General features: G+C 58.9%; 18 protein-coding genes. 9 read left to right on the plus strand and 9 right to left on the minus strand.

The features are described from left to right. Window position 1 precedes the first annotated feature (1 nt). The 3 genes from RIN49_RS15965 to RIN49_RS15975 form a co-directional block, all read right to left on the minus strand. Complete coding sequence (locus tag RIN49_RS15965; protein WP_309121164.1) at window positions 2-1,609, minus strand: extracellular solute-binding protein; 1,608 nt, start codon at window positions 1,607-1,609, stop codon at window positions 2-4. Window positions 1,610-1,688: 79 nt separating this feature from the next. After that, window positions 1,689-2,579 carry a carbohydrate ABC transporter permease gene (locus RIN49_RS15970; RefSeq protein ID WP_309121165.1) on the minus strand — a complete coding sequence of 297 codons (891 nt, stop codon included), beginning with the start codon at window positions 2,577-2,579 and terminating at the stop codon, window positions 1,689-1,691. 14 nt (window positions 2,580-2,593) lie between these two features. Continuing rightward, window positions 2,594-3,523 (minus strand): ABC transporter permease, encoded by a 930-nt coding sequence (locus tag RIN49_RS15975; protein WP_309121166.1) that lies wholly within the window; start codon window positions 3,521-3,523, stop codon window positions 2,594-2,596. Window positions 3,524-3,819: 296 nt separating this feature from the next. Between RIN49_RS15975 and RIN49_RS15980 the strand changes: the two genes are divergently transcribed. Beyond that, entirely contained in the window at window positions 3,820-5,283 is a 1,464-nt protein-coding gene (locus RIN49_RS15980) for an RICIN domain-containing protein (RefSeq protein WP_309121167.1), read from the plus strand. A gap of 22 nt (window positions 5,284-5,305) precedes the next feature. Here RIN49_RS15980 and RIN49_RS15985 read toward each other — a convergent pair whose 3' ends face one another. The 3 genes from RIN49_RS15985 to RIN49_RS15995 form a co-directional block, all read right to left on the minus strand. Continuing rightward, a complete protein-coding gene (locus tag RIN49_RS15985) occupies window positions 5,306-6,469 on the minus strand; it encodes an acyl-CoA dehydrogenase family protein (protein WP_309121168.1) in 1,164 nt (387 codons plus the stop codon). Between the two features lie 215 nt (window positions 6,470-6,684). Beyond that, complete coding sequence (locus RIN49_RS15990; RefSeq protein ID WP_309121169.1) at window positions 6,685-7,026, minus strand: DUF1904 family protein; 342 nt, start codon at window positions 7,024-7,026, stop codon at window positions 6,685-6,687. Window positions 7,027-7,135: 109 nt separating this feature from the next. Continuing rightward, a complete protein-coding gene (locus RIN49_RS15995) occupies window positions 7,136-7,930 on the minus strand; it encodes a polysaccharide deacetylase family protein (RefSeq protein ID WP_309121170.1) in 795 nt (264 codons plus the stop codon). Between the two features lie 180 nt (window positions 7,931-8,110). Between RIN49_RS15995 and RIN49_RS16000 the strand changes: the two genes are divergently transcribed. Together RIN49_RS16000 and RIN49_RS16005 are read left to right on the plus strand one after the other, a co-directional pair. Beyond that, the gene (locus RIN49_RS16000) at window positions 8,111-9,421 is read left to right on the plus strand and encodes a BaiN/RdsA family NAD(P)/FAD-dependent oxidoreductase (RefSeq protein WP_309121171.1); all 1,311 of its coding nucleotides are present in this window, start codon (window positions 8,111-8,113) and stop codon (window positions 9,419-9,421) included. A gap of 32 nt (window positions 9,422-9,453) precedes the next feature. Then, on the plus strand, window positions 9,454-10,770 hold the full coding sequence (locus RIN49_RS16005) for a BaiN/RdsA family NAD(P)/FAD-dependent oxidoreductase (RefSeq protein ID WP_309121172.1): 1,317 nt from the start codon (window positions 9,454-9,456) through the stop codon (window positions 10,768-10,770). A 22-nt stretch (window positions 10,771-10,792) separates the two neighbouring features. Here RIN49_RS16005 and RIN49_RS16010 read toward each other — a convergent pair whose 3' ends face one another. Then, the gene (locus tag RIN49_RS16010; RefSeq protein ID WP_309121173.1) at window positions 10,793-10,960 is read right to left on the minus strand and encodes a hypothetical protein; all 168 of its coding nucleotides are present in this window, start codon (window positions 10,958-10,960) and stop codon (window positions 10,793-10,795) included. 94 nt (window positions 10,961-11,054) lie between these two features. After that, entirely contained in the window at window positions 11,055-11,267 is a 213-nt protein-coding gene (locus RIN49_RS16015; protein ID WP_309121174.1) for a hypothetical protein, read from the minus strand. Between the two features lie 240 nt (window positions 11,268-11,507). Here RIN49_RS16015 and RIN49_RS16020 point away from each other — a divergent pair, with 240 nt between their 5' ends. The 6 genes from RIN49_RS16020 to murQ all read left to right on the plus strand — a co-directional run bounded on the left by RIN49_RS16020 (window position 11,508) and on the right by murQ (window position 20,664). Continuing rightward, the gene (locus RIN49_RS16020; RefSeq protein WP_309121175.1) at window positions 11,508-12,179 is read left to right on the plus strand and encodes a response regulator transcription factor; all 672 of its coding nucleotides are present in this window, start codon (window positions 11,508-11,510) and stop codon (window positions 12,177-12,179) included. Next, on the plus strand, window positions 12,176-15,430 hold the full coding sequence (locus tag RIN49_RS16025; RefSeq protein WP_309121176.1) for an ATP-binding protein: 3,255 nt from the start codon (window positions 12,176-12,178) through the stop codon (window positions 15,428-15,430). The genes RIN49_RS16020 and RIN49_RS16025 overlap by 4 nt, the downstream gene beginning before the upstream one ends. Before the next feature lie 636 nt (window positions 15,431-16,066). Beyond that, window positions 16,067-17,695, plus strand: a complete 1,629-nt coding sequence (locus tag RIN49_RS16030; protein WP_309121177.1) for an extracellular solute-binding protein — start codon at window positions 16,067-16,069, stop codon at window positions 17,693-17,695. Window positions 17,696-17,812: 117 nt separating this feature from the next. Next, complete coding sequence (locus tag RIN49_RS16035; RefSeq protein WP_309121178.1) at window positions 17,813-18,775, plus strand: ABC transporter permease; 963 nt, start codon at window positions 17,813-17,815, stop codon at window positions 18,773-18,775. Window positions 18,776-18,800: 25 nt separating this feature from the next. Further along, window positions 18,801-19,673 (plus strand): carbohydrate ABC transporter permease, encoded by an 873-nt coding sequence (locus tag RIN49_RS16040; RefSeq protein WP_309121179.1) that lies wholly within the window; start codon window positions 18,801-18,803, stop codon window positions 19,671-19,673. Between the two features lie 58 nt (window positions 19,674-19,731). After that, window positions 19,732-20,664: an N-acetylmuramic acid 6-phosphate etherase gene (murQ, locus tag RIN49_RS16045; RefSeq protein WP_309121180.1), complete on the plus strand. Its 933-nt coding sequence runs from the start codon at window positions 19,732-19,734 to the stop codon at window positions 20,662-20,664. 81 nt (window positions 20,665-20,745) lie between these two features. Here murQ and RIN49_RS16050 read toward each other — a convergent pair whose 3' ends face one another. Continuing rightward, window positions 20,746-23,478 (minus strand): alpha-mannosidase, encoded by a 2,733-nt coding sequence (locus tag RIN49_RS16050; protein WP_309121181.1) that lies wholly within the window; start codon window positions 23,476-23,478, stop codon window positions 20,746-20,748. Window positions 23,479-23,489 lie beyond the last annotated feature (11 nt).

Here is a 23,489-nt window from a genome sequence, read left to right on the forward strand (position 1 = left end):
GTTATTGAATCCCCGCCTCTTCCAGATAAGCGAGCCACTGCTTCGCGTACTCCGTCTGCACCTTCTCGAGACCGGCCTGCTTCGCCTTCTCCATGAACGTCGCGAGCCCGGCCTCGACGTCTTCGACTTGCCCCGCGATAAGCGGGTACAAATATTGCTTCTCCACCTGCTCCAACGCCGCACGCTCCGCGGAATACGGCCCATAGTCTTCGGCGAAGCCGAGATAGATGTCCGGCTTCTGAATTTTATCCAGCTCGTCGAAGATCGCCTTCACGTTATCGTAGCTCGGTTCGAACAACATATATTCCGGATTGCGCCAAGCCCAGCCGTTCATCGCCTCTCGGTTGAAGCCGTTGCTCGCGGTGTCGCCGATCCGCTCGTAGTAGCCGTCCTTCACCGCGTAGTTCACGCCTTCGAAGCCGTATTGCGTCAACTGGTTGTAACGCTTGTCGGTCACCATCTTCTCGTAGAACGCAAGCGCCCGTTCCGCATGCTTGCTGTTTTTCGGAATGGCGAAGCCGTTATGGATCGGGTGGACCGGCGTCGCGATCCCTTTCGTCAGCGAGAACGAGTGATATCCGAGGTCCCAATCCGGATGCAGCGACTTCATAGCGCTTAAGGTGCTGTTATACCGCGTCGGGTTGTCGCCCATCATGGCGGCCGCCGTGCCGGCGGTCAGCTGCGACTGCTGCGTCTCCTTTTCGTTCAGCTCGTTCTTGGAGAAATACCCTCGGTCCGCCCATTCCTTGAACTTCAACAGCTCTTGTTTATGCTCCTCGGAGCCCCAATACGAATATACGTCCTTCGGGCTGTCGTATCGAATGCCGATACCGTACGGCAGCGGCAGTCCGACCGGATTGTAGGACACTTCCCGGAACGTATCCGACAGCGCTCCCTTCACGTTCGAGCCTACGGCGAGCGGCTGGATATCCGGCTCGTTCTTCTTGATCCCATCCAGATACGCTTCGAAGGTCGGGATGTCGACCGGCTTCGGAAGGTTATGCTTCGCCCGCAAGTCCTCCCGCCAGACGAAGCCGTTCGTCACGTACTCCTTATAGGTGGCCGGCACGGTGTAGATATGGCCGTCCACCTTGACCGCTTCCCACATGTCTTGCGGCACGAAGTCGTACAGCGTCGGCGCCGCCTTCGGGAGCAAGTCTTCCAGCGGCAGGAACGCGCCGCGCTTCGCGTAAGACTGATACTGCGTCCACTCCGCGGTGAAAATGAGATCGACCGCTTGCCCCGTCGAGAGAAGCAGCTTATACTTCTGATCCCAGTCCGTCCAGGTCGTGTAATTGAAGGTGACGGTGGCGTTCAGGTCTTCCAGCGCCATCTTGTTGATCGCTTCCTGCACCTTGGGCAAGTCCTTCGGCGCGTCGCCGAGCATATAGAATTGAAGCTCGACTCGCTCGGAGAAATCGGGCCCCGCCGGCGCCGCGGCCGGATTCTTGGCCGGCTCCGACGTCGAGGGCGTCGTTCCTCCGGACTCGGCGGGTTTCTCAGGCTCCGCCCCGCTCCCCCCTCCGCTGCACGCGGCGAGCGTCGCGAACGCCAAAGCGAGGCAAAGCAGCGTGCCGACCCGCTTTTTCCACTTCGTCGATACGATCATGTTTGAACTCCTCCTAATAACGAAAGTATCATATTCCATCTATGTCAGTCGATTCAGGGGCCCCTGAATCGAATCCAACCTACCCCTTCACCGCGCCGATCGTCAGGCCTCTTACGAAATACCGCTGCACGAACGGGTACAACAGCAAAATCGGCCCGGTCACGACGACGGCCATCGACATCTTCATCGTCTCCGTCGGCGGATTTTCCGGAACGACGCCGGAGGCGGCGCCGAAGTTCGAGACGAACACCGTCTTGCTAATAATGTTGTAGAGGTAGAACTGCAGCTGGTACATCTTCGGATCGTTGATGAACAGCGAGGACAAAAACCAATCGTTCCAGTAATGCAGCGCGAGGAACAGCCCGACCGTGGCGATGCCCGGCATCGACAGATGCAGCACGATGCGGGAATAGATCGTAAAGTCGTTCGCGCCGTCGATCTTCGCGGATTCGATCACCTCGTCGGGAATGGCCGACTTCATGAAGCTCCGCATCAAAATAATTAGGAAGGGACTCATTAATCCCGGAAAAATGAGCGCGTAATACGTATCCGTGAACTTGAGATAACTCGTGATCAGAATGTACCAAGGAACGAGCCCGCCGCCGAACAACGTCGTGAAATAAATGAAGAAGGAGAAGAAGTTTCGGTACTTAAAATCCTTCCGCTGCAGCACGAAGCCGGCCATCGTCATAAAGAATAAGCCCAGCGCCGTGCCGACGACCGTCGTACATCCCGTTACCCCGTAGGCGCGGAGCATCTCCATCGGAATTCGAAACACGAGCCGGTATCCCTCCAGGGAAAACTCGGAAGGGAGAAGACCGTACCCGTCTCGAATAATCGCTTCGTTGCTCGTGAAGGAGCCGGACAAGATGAGCCAGAACGGCAGCAAACAGACGACGCTGCCGAAGATTACCGCGGGATAGGCGATGGCGCGGAACAACCGGGCGGAGCTTTCTTCCCTTATTTTCATCGTGCGTCCTCCCCTTAGAACAAAGCGTAATCGCTGTTAATTTTCCGAATGATCGCGTTCACCGACACGATGAGCGCGAAGCCGAACACCGACTGGTACACGCCGGCGGCCGTCGCCATGCCGAAGTCGAAGGTGACCCGGAGCGAGCGATAAACGTACGTGTCCAAAATATCCGTCGTGCTGAATAGCAGCCCGTTATTCCCTACCATCTGATAGAACAGGTCGAATTGACCTTTCATAATGCTCCCGAGCGCGAACAGCAGCAAGATGACGAAGGTGATCTTGAGCATCGGAAGCGTAATGTGCCAGGATCGTTGGAAGACGTTCGCGCCGTCGATTTTCGCCGCTTCGTAGTACTCTTCGCTGATGCCCGTAATGGCCGCCAAGTAAATGACCATGCTGTATCCGAGATTTTTCCAAAGATAAAACACGATGATCAGCAAAATCCAAAGCTTCGGCTTGCCGTACACGTCGACCGGCTCCCAGCCCCACAGCTTAAGGAGCGTGTTCAAGACGCCTTGCTCGTAATTGAACAGATTGAAGACGATGACGCTCAAGATCACGAAGGAGACGAAGTAGGGCAGGAACATGACGGACTGCGTAATTTTCTTAAACCATCTGCCCTTGATTTCGCTGAGCAGAATCGCCAGCGCCACCGCTAACGCGTTGCCTAGTCCAATGAACGCTAGATTGTATCCGAGCGTGTTCAGCGTCAACTCGACCAGCTTGCCCGACTTCCAAAGAAATTCGAAGTTCCTCAAGCCGACGAACTGCGATTCGAACAGGCTGGCGTGAAAATCGAATTGAATGAAAGCGTAATAAATTCCGACCATGGGAAAGTAGTTGTTCACGAGAAAAAACAAAATGGCGGGCAGCAGCATGAAAAACATAATGTAGTTCGTCTTCAGCTCGTGAAGCAGTCCCTTACGTTTGACCTTGATCATGCGCGTCGGCTTCCTCCTCCGGTCGATGGGTTCCTGTTCACAAGCATAGAGGGCGTCCGTCGAGCCGGGTAGTGCAAATCCGTTCCTTCCGTGAACAAAACTGCTTTTTCGCCTATGCAAGATGGTGACGTCCCTTACGAAACCCGACGCGGCCGCCAAGTTCGCCTCCGACCGCATTGTTCGCTCCCCCCTGGTTGGAAAAGTTCACGGATGTCTCGTATGGTCGCTATCCTCGAGGCTCGGCCGTTCCGTAGCATGGGAAACGTAAGAAGTCTATTTCATGGAGGGATGCATTCATGAGCGGTACCGCAAGGATGGGCGCGCCTCGGCGCTGGGCCGCATACGGGCTGATCGCCGCGCTTCTCGTCGCGTTGGGTTTGATCCAGCTCTCGCCGATCGCGCGGGCGGCGACGGTGAACGTCGCGAACGGCGTTCAGTTCACGGACACGAACGGCAACGTAGTCCACGCGCACGGCGGCGGCATGCTGAATCAGGGGAACTATTATTATTGGTTAGGCGAAAATCGCGACGGCACGAATCTCGTCTCCCTGTACCGATCGACGGATTTGAAAAACTGGGAGTTCCGCGCGCATCTGCTATCGAAGAGCATGGGCGGCGAGCTCGCGACGGCGAATATCGAACGGCCGAAGCTGCTGTACAACGGCGCGACCGGCAAATACGTCATGTGGATGCATAAGGAAAACGGGGTCGACTACGGCGAGGCGCGCGTCGCCGTCGCGTCCGCTTCGAATATCGAGGGGCCGTATACCTATCACGGCAGCTTCCGCCCGTTGGGGTACGATTCGAGGGATATGACGGTGTACAACGACAACGGCACCGCCTATTTGTTCTCTTCCACCCGAGTGAACGCCGATATGAACGTGTTCCGGCTCACTTCGGATTTCCTTGGCGTGGACGCGCTCATCCGAACGATGTTCGTCGGGCAATATCGGGAAGCTCCCGCCGTGTTCAAGCGAGGCTCCACCTACTTCTTGATAACGTCCGGCGCAACCGGGTGGAATCCGAACCAGGCGAAGTATTCGACGACTTCGAATATCGAAGGCGCTTGGACGAATCCGACGAACTTCGGCAATTCCACTACGTTCGATTCGCAGTCTACGTTCGTCGTTCCGGTTACGGGCAGTGCGACGACGTCCTACTTATACCTAGGGGACCGTTGGGCGGGAGCTTGGGGGGAGCCGGTCAACAACTCCAAGTACGTCTGGCTGCCGCTCGCGTTCCCGACGAATACGTCCTTGGAGATGAATTGGTATCCGAGCATCGACATCGATACGTCGACCGGCGTCATCGCCGGCAATAGCAGCGGCGGCCTCTTCGACCCGAATGCCGAGTACAGGCTCGTCAACGTCGGCAGCGGGCGGGCGTTGGAGGTGGAGGGTCAATCGACGGCCGACGGCGCCAACGTCGATATTTGGAGTTATTGGGGCGGCGCCAATCAGAAGTGGAAGATCGAGCCGGCGGGGAATTACTATCGACTCGTCAATGTAGGCAGCGGGAAAGCCTTGGACGTGTACCAATCGTCGACGGCCAATCACGGGAACGTCATTCAGTGGTCCTACTGGGGCGGCAACAATCAGCAGTGGACGATTTCGGACGTCGGCAACGGCGCGTACCGTCTCGTCAACCGCAACAGCGGGAGGTCGCTTGACGCGACCGGCACCGCCAACGGCTCGAACGTCATCCAGTACGACTACTGGGGCGGCGCGAATCAGAAATGGGAGATCGTACCGGCGAATTAACGCGAAAGACGGAACAGGGGCATCACCCCTGTCCCGTCTCTCCGAGCGCCGCCTTCGCCAGCAACGTCAACACGTTGTTATCCATCGGCGGGTTGTACAAGCCGGCCCGCACGTCCCGAGCGTACCGCTCCAACGGCAGCCGCTTCGACAAGCTCGCGCCGCCGACGATCCGCATCGCCAAGTCGACGATCTTGATCGCGCCGTTCGTAACGACGTACTTCGTCAGGCCGAGATCCGGCTTAAGCGCCGCCCGGCCTTCTCGCTCCCGGTCCCACCGGTCCGCGGTCGCATACAATAGGCTCCGGGCCGTGCGGAGCTCCGTCTCCATCAAGCCGATCGACTGCTGCACCGTCGGCAGCTCTCCGATCGGCGCCGCCACGCTGTTCGGCTTGTACGTCCGGGCGAAGTCCAGCGCGAAGTCCCGCGCCGCGATCGCGATGCCCATGTAACACGCGGGAATATGCAGCAGCCACCCTCCGCCGTCGTCGACCTTGGCTTGCTCGAGCCGGGCGTCGCTCGAGACGAACGCGCGATCCAGGACGACGTCGTGGCTTCCGGTCGCCCGCATGCCGAGCGTATTCCACGTCTCCTCCACCGTTACGCCCTCGCCCTTCCGAACGAGGAACTCGCCGACGGCGCCTTCCTCCGGTACGAAGGCGGTAACGACGAACCGATCCAAAATCGGAGACAACGTGCTGAACGTCTTCCGACCGGAAATCAGCCAGCCTCCGTCCGTTCGGACCGCCTCCGTCTCCGGCTTGCCGCCTCGGCTCGGACTGCCCGACGCCGGCTCGCTCGCGAACGTATTGATCATCGCGCCGTCCCGGACGATATCGCGGCACAGTTCGGCGAACAGCGGCTCCGGCCACTTCCGGCATTCTCGGAAATGCAACGTCTGGCCGAGATGCCAGCCGACGGCCAGCGCCGTCGCGCCGTCGCCGTACGCGAGACGCTCCTGCAGCAGCACCAATTCGTACAACGAAATTTCGTCGCCGCCGTACCGCTTCGGAACCGTCAACCGAAGATAACCGGCTTCGAACAAGTCGGACATATTGTCGAACGGGAACGAGCCGTCGCGATCATGCGCTCCGGCCCTCTCCGCGAATCGGGCGGCCAGGGCTTCGGCCGCGCGGACGCGTTCCCGCTCCGCGGCGTTGCGAACGTATTGGTCGATCCATCGGTTCATATGCGGCCCTCCTCGTCATCCTCCTCTCATTATACATAAAAAGAAAGCGGAGCCCGAACTTCGCGACTCCGCTCTGTTGCATTATATGGTTCTATACCCTTCCGGAAGACGTCCGGTGCGTCGAATCACCCAGATTGTACAGTCGTCTTGTCTCGAAAAAACAGGCCGCCCGCGGCGGACATTCCGCCGGAGCAGCCTGCATCTCGTTCATTGGCTTAGTTCTCTCCAGAATCGCAAGCGATGCCGTTGATATAATAAGCCGCTTCCGAGTAGACCTTGAAGGCGACCTCCACCTCCGGAACGCCCGCCTGACGAACGAATCGGGTAATCGTCTCCGCCACCCGATTCCGAACGTCGCGACCGCGTTCGAACCAAGCGACCTCCACGAACGGATACGTCTCCGTCGTCTTCCCCTCGAATACGGACGCCGTCGCCAAACAATCGATAGTGAAATTGTCCGTCCCGCAGCCGCAGACGGCGGCCAGCTCCTCTACCATCGGTTTGCTGACGGCAAGCAAGTACTCGATGCTTATTCCCCTTACGGTTAGTTGCGGCATCCTATCTCCCTATTCTTCCGAGTATCCCAAACATCTGTTCTCCGTATTATACTAGGTGGCCGCATGCTTGTCATCATGAAAAGGGGGAAGGTCATCGCTGCTCCATTGACTAAAGTCGTACGATGCGTCCCGCCGGGATCATGAGCGGCTCCTCTTCCGCGCTGACCCACACCGGGATGGCCGAAGGGTTATGGACGATGCGGCAGTCGGCGGAAAACCGAAGTCGCTCGATCGCTTGCAAATACGCCGCGATGTCCGCGTTCGTCGCGTACCAGACGTCGTCGCGGCCGCCGAGCCGTTCGCCGAGACGGTCGACGATGTCCCAGTTGTCGTCGTTCTCGAATTCGTAGCTGTGTCCCCAGATGTAGAACAGCTTCATTCTCGAATGGCGAAGCGGCGCGAGGAAGGCGTCGACGCGCTCGAGCATCTGCTTATGATGGCACGTCGGATGCCAGCGGAGCAGATCGCTCGGAACGTCGAACTTGCCGTGGCTCGCGACCGTTCTCGCATATTCGATGCCTAGAGTCGGCAGCGTCGCGACGACGCGGTCGTTATACGTGCCGAACGGATAGCTCATCCCGCGCACGGGGTATCCGACCAACGTCTCGAGCGCCTTGCGGTCGGAAATAATGGTATCGACGACCTGCTCGGGCGGCGACTGCTCCAGAAACGGGTGGTTCACCGTATGCGCGGACACCTCGTGTCCCTGATAGAGGGCGGCCACCTCTTCCTCATGAACGTATCCTTCCAGGCCGAAGAAACCGGAGTTTAGATGGAAGGTGCCTTTGAGCCCATAGGCGTTCAGCTTCTCGACGAGCCTCCGGTCGTGGACGCGCCCGTCGTCGTAGCTGAGCGTCAGCGCCTTGGATACGCCGCCGGGAAAGCGATCGTAACGAATCCTCATGTTCGAAAATCTCCTTCGGAAATAGGAATGGGAATAATATCCTCATTTAACCATACCCCTTTCCGCCTCGTAAATAGCCGTTCCGAACGACGTCATCCGCATTTCTCTACCGGATTAAGCGACGCTCGCGGTTATGTTATAATGAAAGAAAAAACGGGATAAAGGATGCATCGACCGACCATGAACGAGTATCGGACTTCCGTGCACCACAAGCTATTCATTATCGGCGCGGGCGCATCAGGACTGATGGCCGCCGTCACCGCGCGGGATTTGGGGATCGATGCCGCCATTCTGGAAGGCAACGACCGGATCGGAAAGAAGATTTCCATGACCGGCGACGGCCGATGCAACATTACGAACGAATCCACTGCGACCGGGACGGACGAAGCGGCGGCGTTATTACGCAAGTATCACGGCAGTCAGCCTGAATTTCCGCTTCCTGTGCTGCGGCAATTCGGCATTCGCCAAACGATAGATTTCTTTCAGGTGCTCGGGCTTCCGCTTACGCGATTGAAGGAAGGCTTCCTGTACCCGATGTCGCTGCAAGCTGCGTCCGTGTTGGATATATTCGAACTTGCGCTGGAGGATCGGAACGTTCCGGTATACTTGAACCGCAAAGCGGTCGATGTGGCCGTATCGGCGGAGCATCCGCGATTCACGATTACCTGCCGAACCGAGACGGAGGAGCAGGCGGTCTATACGAGCGACTACTTGTTTCTATGTACGGGCGGCCTAACCGGACAAAATGCGGGCACGGACGGTTCCGGGTATGCGCTGGCTCGACGGCTCGGTCACGCCTTGATCGAGCCCGCGCCGTCCATCGTGCAGCTCAAAGTGCAGTACCCGCATCTGAAGGCGCTGTCCGGCATTAAAATCCAGGGACAAGCCCATATCCTTGTAGACGGGGAAGTCGTTCGCAGCGAATCCGGGGAAATTCATTTCGCCGAATACGGCCTCTCCGGTCCGCCGATTCTCCAGCTCAGTCGGAAGGCTGCGTATCATCTCGCCAGAGGGGAATCCGTGACCGTATCGGTCGATCTGATGCCGAACCGCACGGAGGAAGAGGTCGTTGAATTTTTGGAGATGAACTGGGGAACCTTCGCGCACCGGAAGGTTGCGGAATCGTTCACCGGGTTCATTCACAAAAAGCTGATTCCCGTCCTGCTGAAGGAAGCGGGGATCGATCAAGAGCCGAACCTGCTTTGCCAGGATCTCTCGTGGAAGACGAAAGGGATCTTCTATAAAATCCTGAAGCGTTGGGATTTCAAAGTGACCGATACCCATAGCTTCGAGAACGCGCAAGCGACGGCCGGCGGCATCGATACGGCGGAGCTCGTCTCGGACACGTTGGAATCCAAGCTCGTGCCCGGGCTATATTTGGCCGGCGAGGTGATGGACGTCGACGGCGACTTCGGCGGCTATAACTTGCAATGGGCCTGGAGCTCCGGCTATGCGGCCGCGATGGCGCTGGGGAAACACATTTACAAATGAATCTATTGGAAAAAGGAATGCATCCACCGCTTATGTATGACTCTCCCTCTTCAAAGCACCATGAACTGTTTATTATCGGCGCCGGCGCTTCCGGCCTGATGGCCGCCGTCACTGCGCGAGACCTCGGGATCGATGTCGGACTCATCGAGAGCAACGATCGGGTCGGGAAGAAGGTATTGACGACCGGCAACGGACGCTGCAACATTACGAACCGATCCACGCTGACGGGTACGGACGAGGCGCTCGCTTTATTGGATAAATATCATAGCAGCCAAGCGGAGTTTCCGCTGCCCGTGCTGAAGCAATTCGGCGTTCGGCAAACCGTCGATTTTTTCAATGCGCTCGGCCTTCCGCTGGTCTCCATAGAGAACGGCCGGATGTATCCGATGTCGCTGCAGGCGGCGTCGGTGTTGGATATATTTCGGATCGCGCTGGAGGATCGGAACGTTCCGATCTATTTCAAGACCAAAGTGACGGACGTTCAGGTTTCAACGGGTCATCCGCGATTCACGATTTCTTGCCAGTCGGAGACGGAGGGACAGGTCGTGTATACGAGCGATTATCTGTTCCTCTGCACGGGCGGCCTGACCGCTCCGAAAACCGGAACGGACGGCTCCGGGTATACGCTGGCGCAGCGGCTGGGACATACTCTAATCCATCCTGTTCCGGGGATCGTGCAATTGAAGCTGGACTACCCGTATTTGAAGGACCTGTCCGGCGTCAAATTCGAAGGATTGGGCCACATCGTCGTAGGCGGCGAATGTATCCGCAGCGAATACGGAGAAATATTGTTTACGGACTACGGCGCCTCCGGCCCGCCGATTCTACAGTTAAGCCGGAAGGCCGCGTATCGTCTCGCAAGAGGGGAAAAGGTGATCTTATCGCTTGAGTTGATGCCGGACCGCACGGAGGAAGAGGTCGTCGAATTTCTGGATACGCACTGGGGCATGTTCGGGCACCGGACGGTTGCGGCTTCCTTCATCGGCATCTTGAACAAGAAGCTGATTCCCGTCTTGTTGAAAGAGGCGGGCATCGATCAGGAGCCGAACTTGCTCTGCCAGGATCTATCGTGGAAAACCAAGAAAATCTTGTATCGACTGATGAAGCAATGGGATTTTCCCGTCATCGATACGAACGGGTTCGCGAACGCGCAAACGACGGCCGGCGGCATCGATACGACGGAGCTCAAAGCGGGCACGCTGGAATCCAAGCTTGTGCCGGGGCTCTACTTAGCGGGCGAGGTGATGGACGTGGACGGAGATTGCGGCGGCTACAACCTGCAATGGGCGTGGAGCTCCGGTTATGCCGCCGCGATGGCGCTCGCCGACCGTCTGACCGGCGCCGAGTAAGTCCCGTTCCGGTCGAACGGATTCAAGCCTCGAGCAAGGACGAAGCGAAGAACACCCGATGCGCCTTGATCGGATCGAGGAACGGCCCGACGACTTCGTCCGCGACGGCTTGGCTCCGCGTCGCCCGGCCCAACGTCTCCGAGAACGAGTCCGAGAGCGGCCCCGTCATGCCGTTCCTCCATTCCGTCATCTTCGTCGCATACTCCCGGGTCCGGCTCGCCGAGGGCGGGATCCCATGGCGAATCCCGATGGTTCGCCAATACGTCGTAGAGCGCCTCCGCGCATTAGGAAGCCGCGTTCGCGCTTTGGCCGGTGATCGGATGAGTCAGCAAGACGCTGTCGCCGCAGCCGAGCGCCAGCGTGCCGTTCGCCGTCGCGTACGGGATGCGCGCCTCCGGCTTGATCGCGACGCGCATGCAATCGTTCGGATCGACCAAACCGAATTCGTTCGGGTCGACTCTCTCGTACCCTAATCCCGGCACGATGTTAAAACCCATCTTCTCTTATTCGTCCGGCGAGAGGCCCCGGAACCGATCAACGCGATGTTCCTCTTCCTCACTCGTTCATCCTCCTCGCGAATCGTTCGTCATGTGCCATTCTAGTAGGCGGCAGGGTCATGGCGAAAACCCGGCCGAGCAAGCGATTCGTCCGCCTATGGAAACAAAATCTACCGCATCTCGAAGGATGCACTATAATGAATAACAAGCAGTGACAGAAAAAAGGATGAGAAAAGACCCATGACCAAGATTCGCATTGTGATCGCCGACGATCAGACGCTGTTGCGAGACGGTTTGCAAACGATTATTAATTTGGAAGAAGACATGGAGGTCGTCGCTTCGGCCGATAACGGGATCGCCGCCATGGAAGCGGTCCGCCGGTTCCGTCCGGATCTCGTCCTCATGGACATCCGCATGCCCGGAATCGACGGCATCGAAGCGACGCGGCGACTGCTGGACGAATTTCCCGACCTGGTCGTCGTCGTGCTGACCACCTTCTTGGAGGACCAATACATCGTGGACAGCATGGCGTACGGTGCAAGCGGTTTCCTCTTGAAGGACATGCCCGGGGACAAAATCATCCAGTCGATCCGCGACGCCGCGGCGGGACAGATGATGCTTCCCTCCTCCGTGGCCGGCAAGCTGGCCTCTCGGATTTCGCTTCTCACCTCCGGATACCGCAAGCCCCGTCTCGCCGGCAAACTGAAGCGACAAGGCATCGCCTTCACCGACCGGGAACGTCAAATCATTCAACTGCTGCTCGAGAGCAAGTCGAACAAGGAAATCGCGAGCGCGCTCTTCCTTTCCGAAGGCACGGCCAAAAACTACATCAGCATCATTTACCAGAAAATCGGAGTGAACGAACGCTCTAAGGCCATCCTCTGCCTTAAGGAGCTCTTCGCCGACGAATGAACGTCCGGGAGGAAGGACGGGACGGATCGATGACGACATGGGTTCGCGGCAAGTCATGGCGGCGTCTGCTGATGACCGGACTGTTCGCGTTGCCGGCCGCAGGGCTGCTTTGGCTTTTTTGGTTTATCGTCTCTTGGAACAGCCTGAACGAAGGCTTCCACAGCTATAACAATTGGCTGTCCTCCCCGGGGTGGGAATACGTGTTGGAGGACATCCCCCTCTCCCCGGAAGGCTTGCCGGCCCCCCAAGCGGACACGGACTGGAAGCCTATCGGGGACACTCTTCCCCAGCTGATCATTCCATCCGATTACACGGGGCATTATTGGCTTCGCGCTCCGCTTCCCGAACGGTTCCGGGACGAGGCCGAAGGACTGCACCTGCTGCTTCGCGGCTTTAAAGCCGTGCAGCTGTTTAGCGATTCAAGGGAAATCTACGAATTCAACATGGAGCCGTACGACTTCAGAGTCAACAAGCACATCCGCTGGAGCTTGGCGCCCTTGGCTTCGGAGGACTTCGGAAAGCCGATCTATCTTCGAGTGTATACCGAAGGCGCCGCTCCCAGCTTCGGAAGCGTTCTGATCGGCCGACCGGACGCCTTCTATTTGGACATGCTGCGGCAGGACGTTCTCCGCGTCGTGCTCTGCGTCTTGTTCTTGTTTTTCTCGATCAGCTCGTTCCTCTTGTTCGCCGTGAACGCCAAGGATACGATCTACTTTCACTTCGGCGTCTTGACGGCGTGCGCCGCCTACGGCAGCGTCAATCGCGCGCCTACGCTGCAGCTGTTCGCGGACCTCCCGCTCTTGGTGTATTTGCAGGATGTCGTCTTCACCGTCGGGGCCGGAGCGTTGTTCGGCTTCTTGAGCCGCATGTACGGGGACCGCGCGGGCAAGCTGTTCCGCGCGTTCATGCGGTCGTTATGGGGTTACGCCGCTTCGATCCTCGTCGTCGCTCTCTATCACGAGCCGTTATACCATCTGCTCGTAGACAAAATTCTGACCGGCCTCTTGTGCGCGTATTTGTGCGTCATGCTGTATCTCCTGGTCCGCTCTTATCGGCGGAGCAAGGATCGGGAGACGGTCTGGGTGTTCGCGGGGATCGTCCTGCTCCTTATCTTGGCGGCCGTCTACTACGTCCAAGTGAATGTGTACCCCTTCGTCCACTTGTTGTACGAGCGGTTCCCGTTCTTCGTGATTTACTTGAACGGCGCCCAGTTGACCTTGGGCGTGTTTCTCTTCGTCCTGTGCTTGGGCGCCGTGCTGATCTTGCGGTTCGACGATACGCTTGGCCAGATCCGAAGGTACGCCGTGGAGCTTGCGGCCAAGAACCGGCAGCTCCAGGAGATCGATCGGATGAAGGACGACTTCCTGGCGCGTACCTCTCACGAGCTCCGCACGCCGTTGTTCGGCATTACGGGCATGGCGGAGTCGCTCTTGGACCGATCCGCGACGACCGATCCGGAGGACCGAAAGCGGCTGTCTCTCATCGTGGCCAGCAGCCGCCGGCTGACGCGGCTCGTGAACGACATCCTCGACTTGTCGAAGCTGCAGCACAACGATCTCCGCCTGACCGTGCGTCCCGTCGATCTAAGGAAAACGGCCGAAGCCGTCGCCGCGCTGCTGCAGCCCCAAGCCAAGGTCAAAGGGCTCGCCATCCGCTGCGCTCTTCCCGCGGAACTGCCTCCGGTCATGGCCGACGAAGACCGGGTCGAGCAAATCTTATACAATCTCCTCGGCAACGCCGTGAAGTTCACGACCGAAGGAGACATTACGATCTTCGCCGCTCCGGACGAGTCCGACCCGGGATTCCTGCGGATCTCCGTCTCCGACAGCGGACTAGGCATCCCGGAGAACGACCGCGAACGCATCTTCGAACGGTTTCGCCAAAGCCGCCATACCGAGGAGCAAGGAATCGGCGGGACGGGGCTCGGGCTGACGATCAGCAAGCAGCTTGCGGAGCTGCATGGCGGACGGCTTGCCGTGGAGTCGGAGCTTGGCGTCGGCAGCACGTTTACGTTCTCGCTGCCGCTATGGCCGGAGGAGGCGGCGGTGCCGGCCGCGTCGCCGGGGCCGGTCGCGGCACTGCGGTCGCTCGAGCCCGAACGCGCGCCGGCGCGGGCCGACGCGGACGAGCCCGAGCCGCCGCTCGCTGGGCTGCAGCAGTCGGCAGCGTCGGCCGCGGAGCGAAGAACGGTGCTCGTCATCGACGACGAACCCGTGAACTTGGAAGTGCTGGCCGTCCATCTATCCCCGTCGTATCGGGTCGTGGCGCACGCGCACCCTGCCCAAGCGCTGGCGGCGTTGGAGGCGGGACTGAGGCCCGATCTGATCATTGCCGACGTCATGATGCCCGGCATGAGCGGGTACGAGCTGTGCAGGCGTATTCGCCGCACGCACGGGGAAGCCGACCTCCCGATTCTCCTGCTGACGGCGAAGAGCTTGCCGGAAGACTTGGCGGAAGGCTTCCGATCCGGCGCGAACGACTATGTCACGAAGCCGGTTGCGAAGCAAGAGCTGCTCGCCCGGGTAAACTTGCACCTGAAGATTACCGAGCTGAATCGGTCTCTCGAGGAGAAGGTGCAAGAACGGACCGAAGCGCTGGAGCAGCGGAATCGGGAGCTGCAGTTTTCCATCCGCGAGACGATCGAAGCGCTTCGCGAGATCGTCGCGTTGGAGGAGCGCAATCGGATCGCTCACGAAATCCACGATTCGGTCGGCCACACGATGACGGCCACCGTCATGCAGCTCGAAGCCACCAAGCGCCTGCTCGCCGTCGATCGGGAGCTGGCGCTCGAGAAGCTCTCCGCGGCGCAAGGCTTGGTCCGCGACAGCTTGGACCGGATTCGGTCGGCCGTCCGGATGCTGAAGGACGACGTGACGAAGACGGACTTGCGGGAATCGCTGACCAAGCTGCTCTCCGAGACGCAGGACATTACCGGCGTCTCGGTCGACGTCCGGATCGATGCGCTGCCGGAGCTCCCGCCGCTGTACCGGAAGGTCGTCTTCCACGCGCTGCAGGAAGGATTGACCAACGGACTGAAGCACGGCGGCGGCAGCGCCTTCGCCTTCCGGCTGTATGCGGAGAACGGGCAGCTGCGCTTCTCGCTGAAAAACAACGGCATCCCGTACGGCGATACGCCGTTCGGCTTCGGGTTGACCGCTATGCGGGAGCGGGTGGTGCAGCTGGGCGGATCGCTTCAGGTGACCGACGCCCCCGGCTGGGGCTGCGATCTCCGCATCGTATTGCCGATCTGAACCGCTTGCCTCATCTCCGAGGCAATATGTCGACAGCGTTACGCCGTCGGAGGCGTTAGAGCTCCCTTCCGAGACTGCTAAGCTACTACCGACCTTACAGTCTCGGGGGTCCATCGCTCCCGCACTGCCCCCCTCCAGCGATCCGCCCGCGGGGAGAAGCTGCTCAAATTTTGCGCCCATTTCCCCGAACGGCTCAAATTTTGACACCATTTCGCTCTCGTGCGCCCCGCGCAGCGAGTTTGCCGCAGCAAAGAAAAAAACGCCAAGCCCCTTTTCGTGCCCGACGGTCCCATACCTCTTATGGTTCGCTCCGCATTTCGGCGGACGACAGCCGCTCCTGGCAGCTCCCACGGTCCCGCCTTGCGCCGTCGAAGCCTTCCCCTGCACGGCGAAACAGGCCTGTGAATTCCCCTGAATGTTCGTGGTTGTGCACCTCGACAGAATTGAAATATTCGGCGCTCGCCGACCTGGGTTATCGGTTTTTTACTTTAAAAGTGTAATAAGTCGAAAAACGTGAAATAAAATTTCATAATAATCGTTGACTGGTGAAATAAAATAATGCTATGATTCGAGATGTAAGCGGTTCACGGGTTACAACGGACTATAATTCAAGGATTTAGGGAGGTCTTCAAGCGTATGTACAAGAAAAAGCTGGTTTCCACCACAGTCGTGCTCGGCCTGATGATGTCTACGCTTCTTGCCTGCAACGCCGGCAGCGGCGGCAACGGCGGCACTACCGGCGAAGGCGCAACGCCAAGCCCATCGAACGAAGGCAATACGTCCGGCGGCGCGACGACCGAAGCGGAAGGACCGCTCAAGCTATCGCTCTACTATGCCGACAACGCGACGCTCCCGTTTAAGGAAGACTGGCTGATCGTTCAGGAGTGGGAGAAGCGCTACAACGTGGACTTATCCTTCGAAGTCATTCCGGTAGCCGATTATGCGACGAAAGTGTCTCTTGCATTGAATACGGGAAACAACGTACCGGACGTCATCCTGTATCAAACCACGAAGGGCGAGAACGCATCCCTCGCGCTTAACGGCGCGATCGTCCCGATCAGCGACTATGCCGACTGGACGCCGAACTTCAACGCCCGCGTCGAAGAGTTCGGCCTGCAGGAACAAATCGCGGCGCTCGAACTGAAGGACGGCAAGCGCTATTACCTCCCTTCGCTGTTCGATAAGCCGTTCTACGACGGCGGCCTGATCTTGCGGGATGACCTGCTGCAAAAATACGGATTGTCGGCGCCGAAAACGTTCGACGACCTGTACGCCGTCCTTAAGAAATTCAAAGAGGAAAATCCGGATTCGTACCCGCTTACGATTCTAGCCGGCCCTCGCGTCTTGTACCGGATGACGATGCCTTCTTACGGCGTCAGCGTCGGCAAGAACGGCGCTTCCGGCACGAACACGCTGAGCTGGGATTACGAGAAGCAAGAATACTTCCCGGGCGCCATCAGCGACCAGTACAAACAATACATGACCTACCTCTCCAAGCTGTATAAGGAAGGCTTGCTCGATCCGGAGATGGCGGAACCGATCGACGGCGACAAGTGGGCGCAGAAGATGGCGACGGGCAAGTCGTTCGCATCCTACGCGTATTACGATCAGATCGGCGGCATCGAGGCGTCGGCGACGGAAGAGGGCTTCAACCTTCAGATGTACCCGCCGCTCGAAGGTCCGGCCGGCGCGCATCACCAGCCGAAGAGCAGCACGGGCTCCGGCATCCTGTTCCCGAAGAAGACGGCGGAGCGCGAAGACTTCGAGCGCATCGTCCGCACGATCGACGAGATGTTCTTCTCCGAAGAAGGCGCGCAGCTCGCAAGCTCCGGCGTCGAAGGCGTCACGTACACGATGGACGGCGACAAGATCAAGTATGCGGACGATCTCGCGAGCTCCGCGGACGGCATCTATAAGTCGATGCAGCTCAAGTACGGCTTCGGCGCGGATCCGCTCCAGCTCGTATGGGTGAACGCTCGCGAGATGACGAAGTACGACGAGAACTACCTGCAAATCAACGCGACGGTCGCAGGCATGGACGAGGCGATTCAAGCGATTCCGCCGAGCCCGATGTTCGACGATATGACGGCCGAGGAAGCCGGCTCCCTCCAGACGCCGCTCGCCGATACGTTCGAAATTTGGGCGGACGCGTTCCTGACCGGCAAGAAGGACCTGAACGCGGATTGGGATCAGTACGTCACAGAGATGAAGAACCTGCAAATCGAGAAATTCGCACAGCTGTACAACGATAATTTGAAGAAATAATCATTCGTAAGCTACGGAACAAGGGCCTGCCCTCCGAATGTAGTCGCGGTTGGACGACATGTTCAGGCAGGCCCTGTTCTATGATTCGCAATTCACAACAAGAAGCAGGTGAAGGATATGGCCGATACGTCCATCCGCTCGAACGGCGCGCAGCCTTCCGTCGGGGCTTCCCCGGGGTCGCGCTCCCGCCACTTCCGGCGTTACTGGCAGCTGTACGTTATGCTGGTAATTCCGTTGGTCCATTTTCTATTGTTCAAATACGCTCCGCTCGTCGGCAATATCTTGGCGTTCCGCCGCTTCCGGCCGGGGATGGGACCGTTCGGTACCGATTGGGTCGGTTTCGCCTACTTCGAACGGTTTTTCGGAGACCCTTCCTTCTGGCGGGCATTCAGCAATACGTTGGTGCTTTCCTTCGGAAACATCCTAATCAATTTTCCGATTCCGATTATTTTCGCGTTGCTGCTCTATGAGGTGCGCAACGCCCGGTTCCGTAAATTCGTGCAGACGATCTCGTACATGCCCCGCTTCATCTCCACGGTGGTGGTCATCGCCATCTTGGGCGAACTTCTGTCTCCCAGCTCCGGATTGCTCAACCGTATCCTGGAGCAAGTATTCGGCATGGAGCCGATCTATTTCGTCAATGAGCCGCAATATTTCCGGCCCATCTATATTTTAACCGAGACGTGGCAATTTACCGGCTGGACGGCCATCATCTATCTCGCGGCCATCACCGGCATTAACCGGGAGATGTTCGAGGCGGCGGATATCGACGGCGCCAACCGTTTCCAAAAAATCATATACGTAACGATCCCGTCGATCATGTCCACGATCATGATCATGCTCATCTTGAACGTCGGTTCGCTGCTCAGCCTCGGCTTCGAGAAGGTGCTGCTGCTTTACACGCCTTCAAACGCCATGGTCAGCGACATTATCGATACGCTCGTCTACCGCACGGGCCTGATGAATCAGAACTACTCGTATGCGACGGCCATCGGCTTGTTCAGCGGCGTTATCGGCGTCATCCTCGTCTCCGGGACGAACTGGCTCAGCAAGAAGGTATCCGGCGAAAGCATCTATTAACGACCGGGGAAAGGAGGATCCGCGCGTGGTCCAGCAACGAAAGCTTCATTCCATGACGTTCGTCGACCTGGTCATCAATCTCATTATGATTTTGGTCGTCCTGATTTGCATCGTGCCTTTCATTTATATGTTGGCGATGTCCTTGTCCAGCCCGACCGCGATCGTCAACAACCAAGTGTCGCTATGGCCGGTGGGCTTTAACGTCGAAGCGTATATTCAAATTTTCTCGTATCCGAACTTTTTCAAGGCGTATGGCAATACGATCTATTATACCGTAGCGGGCACGTTGATTTCCTTATTCATGACGACGCTCTTCGCGTATGCGTTATCCAAGGGCTTCCTGAAGGGACAGCGAATCGTCATGAAGCTGGTCGTGTTCTCCATGTTTTTCTCGGGAGGACTCATCCCGACGTACCTGCTCATCTCGAATCTGCATCTGACCGGCACGGCGTGGGCGATGCTGCTGCCGTTCGCGATCAATCAGTTCAACCTGATCATTCTGATTAACTTCTTCCGAGCCGTTCCTTCGGAAATCGAAGAGGCCGCCATTATCGATGGCTTGGATTACTTCGGCATCTTGCGCCAAATCATCGTGCCGCTGTCCACGCCAGCGCTGGCGACCATCGGCTTGTACACGGCCGTCTTCTTCTGGAACGACTGGTTTAACGGCTTGATCTACTTGAATACGAGTCAGTACCCGGTCATGCTGTTCCTGCGCAATATCGTCAACGGGACGACCATGGTCGGCGACGGCGCCGGTTCGGCGGATAAGAGCACGATCGCCATGTCGATCAAGTCCGCGGTCATCATCACCTCCACCTTGCCGATCATCATTCTATACCCTCTGCTGCAGCGCTTCTTCGTAGCGGGACTGATCGTAGGATCGGTCAAGGGATAGAGCGCGGCGGCGCAATGACGACCAAGTTATCTACACAGTAGAAAAGGATGGATAAACGATGACTTCGTACTTCGCGAAATTGACGACCGAGAAGGTCAACCCCGCTACGCAATTTATCGACGAGTGCGAAACCCGGGATATGCTCATGCTGATCAACGACGAGGACCAGCTCGTCCCCCTCGCGGTCCGCAAGGAGATCGAATCGATCGCCGCGGCGGTGGACCGTATATATGATTCTCTTAAGGACGGCGGCCGCATGTTTTATGTCGGGGCCGGCTCCTCCGGGCGCCTCGGCGTCCTGGACGCAAGCGAATGTCCGCCGACGTACGGTACGGCCCCGGAGCTGGTGCAAGCGTACATCGCCGGCGGGGACGGCGCGCTGCGCACGGCCGTGGAAGGCTGCGAGGACGACGCGGATGCCGGCGCGCGGCTGATGGACGAGAAGGGCGTCACGTCCAAGGACGTGGTCGTCGGCATTACCGCCAGCGGCTCCACCCCTTACGTCCTGGGCGCCGTCCGCCGCGCGAAGGAGCTCGGCGCCGGCACCGTCGGCGTCACCACGAACCCGAACACGCGCATCGGCGAAGCGTGCGACATCTGCATCGCGCCGGTGGTCGGCCCCGAAGTCGTCGCCGGGTCGACCCGGATGAAGAGCGGCACCGCGCAGAAGCTTGTGCTCAACATGCTGACGACCGGCGTGATGATCAAGCTGGGGAAAGTGTACAACAACCTGATGGTCGACCTCCGGGCGAGCAATACGAAGCTGTACGACCGCTCGATCCGCATGGTGCGCACGAGCACCGGCGCCTCGGAAGAGCGAGCGGTCGAAGCGTTGGAGCAGGCGAATATGCACGTCAAGACGGCGATTCTCATGATCGAGACCGGCGCGAACGCCGCGGAGGCCGCCGACCTGCTGTTGCGTCACGAAGGCCGGCTGAAGGCGGCGATCCGCGCCGCGAAGGGCGCATTGCCACCCGCCAAGGCGGAATGAACCTCACGTGCCCGTGCCTGAATAAACGCCGAAGTCCGGTTCCCTCAAGGCTTATCGCCTTGGCGGAACCGGACTTCTTGTTTATTTCTTATGAACACCGATCGTCAGGATTTCGCAAGGTCCGATCGGGAGCGTGCAGCGGCCTTCGGCATCCGTCTCGACGACGTCGCCGACTTGCTCCAAGACGTCGCTCTTGTACGCCCGTTCGACCCCATGGCCGAGGACGAGAGCGACTTCGGAAGTCTCCCCGGTCATATTATACCAACGAACCGTCGCATGGCCGCTCTCTTCGCTGAATTTGAGCGAGGAGAACGCCACTCCGTCCCCTTCCCAGCCGATCGGAGCATAACCCGACGCGACGGCGCCTGCATGTACGCCGGTCTGGCATACGGTCCAAGGCGCTTGGAACTGGTAAGCTTCCGCGTAAGCGCCCGTCTTAGCGCCGTCTCCGGCGTGCGGAATGATCTCCATAAGGAACTTGTGGTCTCCGAGGCATTGCGCTTCCGGCGTCGGGAACACGCCCCAGTCGCCCAATTCCGCAACCGCGCGGAGCAAGGTGACCGCGATCGTATTGCGTCCGTCCCGCACGATTTCGTATTCATGCAATCCGAGGTTCGCGATCGTCAGCCCGCCGCGATCGTCGCTGACGTCGACGAACGCCTGTTGATGATGGCAATAGCTTGGATTCGTCCATTCGGCGGAAGGTTCGTTCTCGCGCGCCGCCACTTCGAAGATCGAATCCGCTCGATGGAGGTTCGTCGCCAAATCCGTAGGGAACAATGCGCGTACGCGATGATCCTTGGCTAGATTCGTAAACGAGGTCTCGACTTCGACCCCCTTGCCGCTTCGGCGCAGACTCACCCTCGTGCGAATCGTAAGAGGTACCGTCCGCTCGACCCGCTGGCCTTGCCGCTCGGGGAAATACACGGCCTCCCGCATCTCTTCTTCGAAGCGCTCGTCGGCCGAAGCCGGCACATGCCAATCGTGAACGATCTCGATCGTCGCGCGATCCGGCCGATCCAAGACCGTTCGGATCGTTGCGGACAGTCCCTTGGTCGTAAGCGCCGCTTCTCCGTTAGGCTGCTTGTACATATATTCGTTCCCAATGTCTCCGGTGTCTTCGTACACGCATAGGTCGGAATACGTCCGGCCGGTCGTCTTGTCCGTCACCCGCAGCGCGCCGTCGTCCCCGATCTCCACGCGCAGCAGCTCGTTCTCCAGCGCACGATCGCCCCGAAGCAGGGAGTCCGGCGACGCCGCGGCGGCTCGCTCCGACCGCACGATCGCATACGCGGCGACCCCGAGGGCCGGCACGCGCGCGGCTTCGAACGCGATCTTCGCCTTGCGCGCCCAATACGGCTGACGGAACTTGTCGTCCGGCAAGTCGTAGCCGAAATGGACCCCGAGATCCTCCATCGCGTAAGGGATCGCATTCCCGGAGGCGTCCACCAGGAGGCGGCCCGAAAGCTCTATCGCCTTCATTCGTCGGATCATCTCTTGCTGCGGGACGCCATCCCGGTAATACAGCCGCTCGAGTTCGAGTTCGACCTCGACGGTGCCGCTGCGCGCCCATCCCGTCGTGTTGAACACGACGAACGGCACCGCGTCGGCGCCGAACGTCGCGAAGCCGGACGTGTCGACCGCTTCGGCGACATATCGCTTGCTTTCCTCCGCGATCGCCTCGGCCACATGGCGGCTCTTATCGAAGCGGGTGATCATCTCCCGATGCACCTCGTCCACGCTGCAGCCGCAGATGCTGTCGTGCGGATGATTTTGCATCAGCGTCTTCCACGCGTACGTGAACAAGTGGTGCGGATACGGCTTCCCGAGCCATGCGGCGAACGTGGCGAGCGGCTCGGCCACTTTCTCCAGCATCGCCTGACCCGTCTGGTTCAGCTGCTTCAAATATACTCTTGCGGAGGCCGTGTTCACGAGCGTTCCCCAGCCGTCCGTGCGCTGGCTGCGGAGCTCGCCCTTGACGACGGACAGCCGCTCCGGCAGCGACCGCTGGAGCGCCGCCAAATATTCCTCGAAGGAAGAATGGACGAACGCCGTATCCGGATACAGCTCGCGCGCGAGACGGAGCGCCTCGGGCAAATCTTTCTGGATCGGCTGGTGATCGCAACCGTTCATGAACAGCAGCTGATCGGTCGACGCATATTTTTCCGCGTCGGCCAGCTTCCGCTCCCAATACGCCTTCGCCTCCTCCGGAGACGTCGGAACCTCGTTCCCGTTGCTGTACCAGTTGGCGAACAAGAGGCCTAATACTTGCGAGCCGTCCGGACCTTCCCAGATCAGCTCCGAGAAGGAGGATTCGTAATCGCCGTCCGCCACCGTGTTGTTAAAGCCCGTCGGCTTCACGCCCCGGCCGAATACCGCGTTGTCGATTCCCGCTTGCTTCATCATTTGCGGCGCTTGCCCGATGTTCCCGAACGTGTCCGGGAAGTAGCCTACCTTTTCGATCGCGCCGTACCGGCGGGCGTCTTGATGCCCGATCAGCAGATTGCGCAAGTTCGCCTCGGAGCTCGTCAAGAAGGCGTCCTGCAAAATGTACCAAGGCCCGATGCGGATCCGCCCTTCGCGAATCCACCGTTCCAGCTCTTCCTTCCGCTCGGGGCGAACCTGCAGATAGTCTTCCAAGATAATCGTCTGCCCGTCCAGATGGAAGCTCTTATAGTCCGGATCGGTTCGAAGCGTCTCGAATAAGTCGTCCATCAGTTGGATCAATCGAACATGATGCCTCTCGTAAGGCAAATACCATTCCCGATCCCAGTGCGTATGGGATACGAGATGCGCGGTTCGTTGCGCTGTCATCGTCTGGCAGC

It is taken from the genome of Paenibacillus sp., assembly GCF_031177825.1.
In the GTDB taxonomy this organism is placed as follows: Bacteria; Bacillota; Bacilli; order Paenibacillales; family YIM-B00363; genus Paenibacillus_AE.

Excerpts from the sequence above, each read along its gene's own strand:
- RIN49_RS15965 (WP_309121164.1), bottom strand. The coding sequence starts at position 1,609 with ATGATCGTATCGACGAAGTGGAAAAAGCGGGTCGGCACGCTGCTTTGC.
- RIN49_RS15970 (WP_309121165.1), bottom strand. The coding sequence starts at position 2,579 with ATGAAAATAAGGGAAGAAAGCTCCGCCCGGTTGTTCCGCGCCATCGCC.
- RIN49_RS15975 (WP_309121166.1), bottom strand. The coding sequence starts at position 3,523 with ATGATCAAGGTCAAACGTAAGGGACTGCTTCACGAGCTGAAGACGAAC.
- RIN49_RS15980 (WP_309121167.1), top strand. The coding sequence starts at position 3,820 with ATGAGCGGTACCGCAAGGATGGGCGCGCCTCGGCGCTGGGCCGCATAC.
- RIN49_RS15985 (WP_309121168.1), bottom strand. The coding sequence starts at position 6,469 with ATGAACCGATGGATCGACCAATACGTTCGCAACGCCGCGGAGCGGGAA.
- RIN49_RS15990 (WP_309121169.1), bottom strand. The coding sequence starts at position 7,026 with ATGCCGCAACTAACCGTAAGGGGAATAAGCATCGAGTACTTGCTTGCC.
- RIN49_RS15995 (WP_309121170.1), bottom strand. The coding sequence starts at position 7,930 with ATGAGGATTCGTTACGATCGCTTTCCCGGCGGCGTATCCAAGGCGCTG.
- RIN49_RS16000 (WP_309121171.1), top strand. The coding sequence starts at position 8,111 with ATGAACGAGTATCGGACTTCCGTGCACCACAAGCTATTCATTATCGGC.
- RIN49_RS16005 (WP_309121172.1), top strand. The coding sequence starts at position 9,454 with ATGTATGACTCTCCCTCTTCAAAGCACCATGAACTGTTTATTATCGGC.
- RIN49_RS16010 (WP_309121173.1), bottom strand. The coding sequence starts at position 10,960 with ATGACGGAATGGAGGAACGGCATGACGGGGCCGCTCTCGGACTCGTTC.
- RIN49_RS16015 (WP_309121174.1), bottom strand. The coding sequence starts at position 11,267 with ATGGGTTTTAACATCGTGCCGGGATTAGGGTACGAGAGAGTCGACCCG.
- RIN49_RS16020 (WP_309121175.1), top strand. The coding sequence starts at position 11,508 with ATGACCAAGATTCGCATTGTGATCGCCGACGATCAGACGCTGTTGCGA.
- RIN49_RS16025 (WP_309121176.1), top strand. The coding sequence starts at position 12,176 with ATGAACGTCCGGGAGGAAGGACGGGACGGATCGATGACGACATGGGTT.
- RIN49_RS16030 (WP_309121177.1), top strand. The coding sequence starts at position 16,067 with ATGTACAAGAAAAAGCTGGTTTCCACCACAGTCGTGCTCGGCCTGATG.
- RIN49_RS16035 (WP_309121178.1), top strand. The coding sequence starts at position 17,813 with ATGGCCGATACGTCCATCCGCTCGAACGGCGCGCAGCCTTCCGTCGGG.
- murQ (WP_309121180.1), top strand. The coding sequence starts at position 19,732 with ATGACTTCGTACTTCGCGAAATTGACGACCGAGAAGGTCAACCCCGCT.
- RIN49_RS16050 (WP_309121181.1), bottom strand. The coding sequence starts at position 23,478 with ATGACAGCGCAACGAACCGCGCATCTCGTATCCCATACGCACTGGGAT.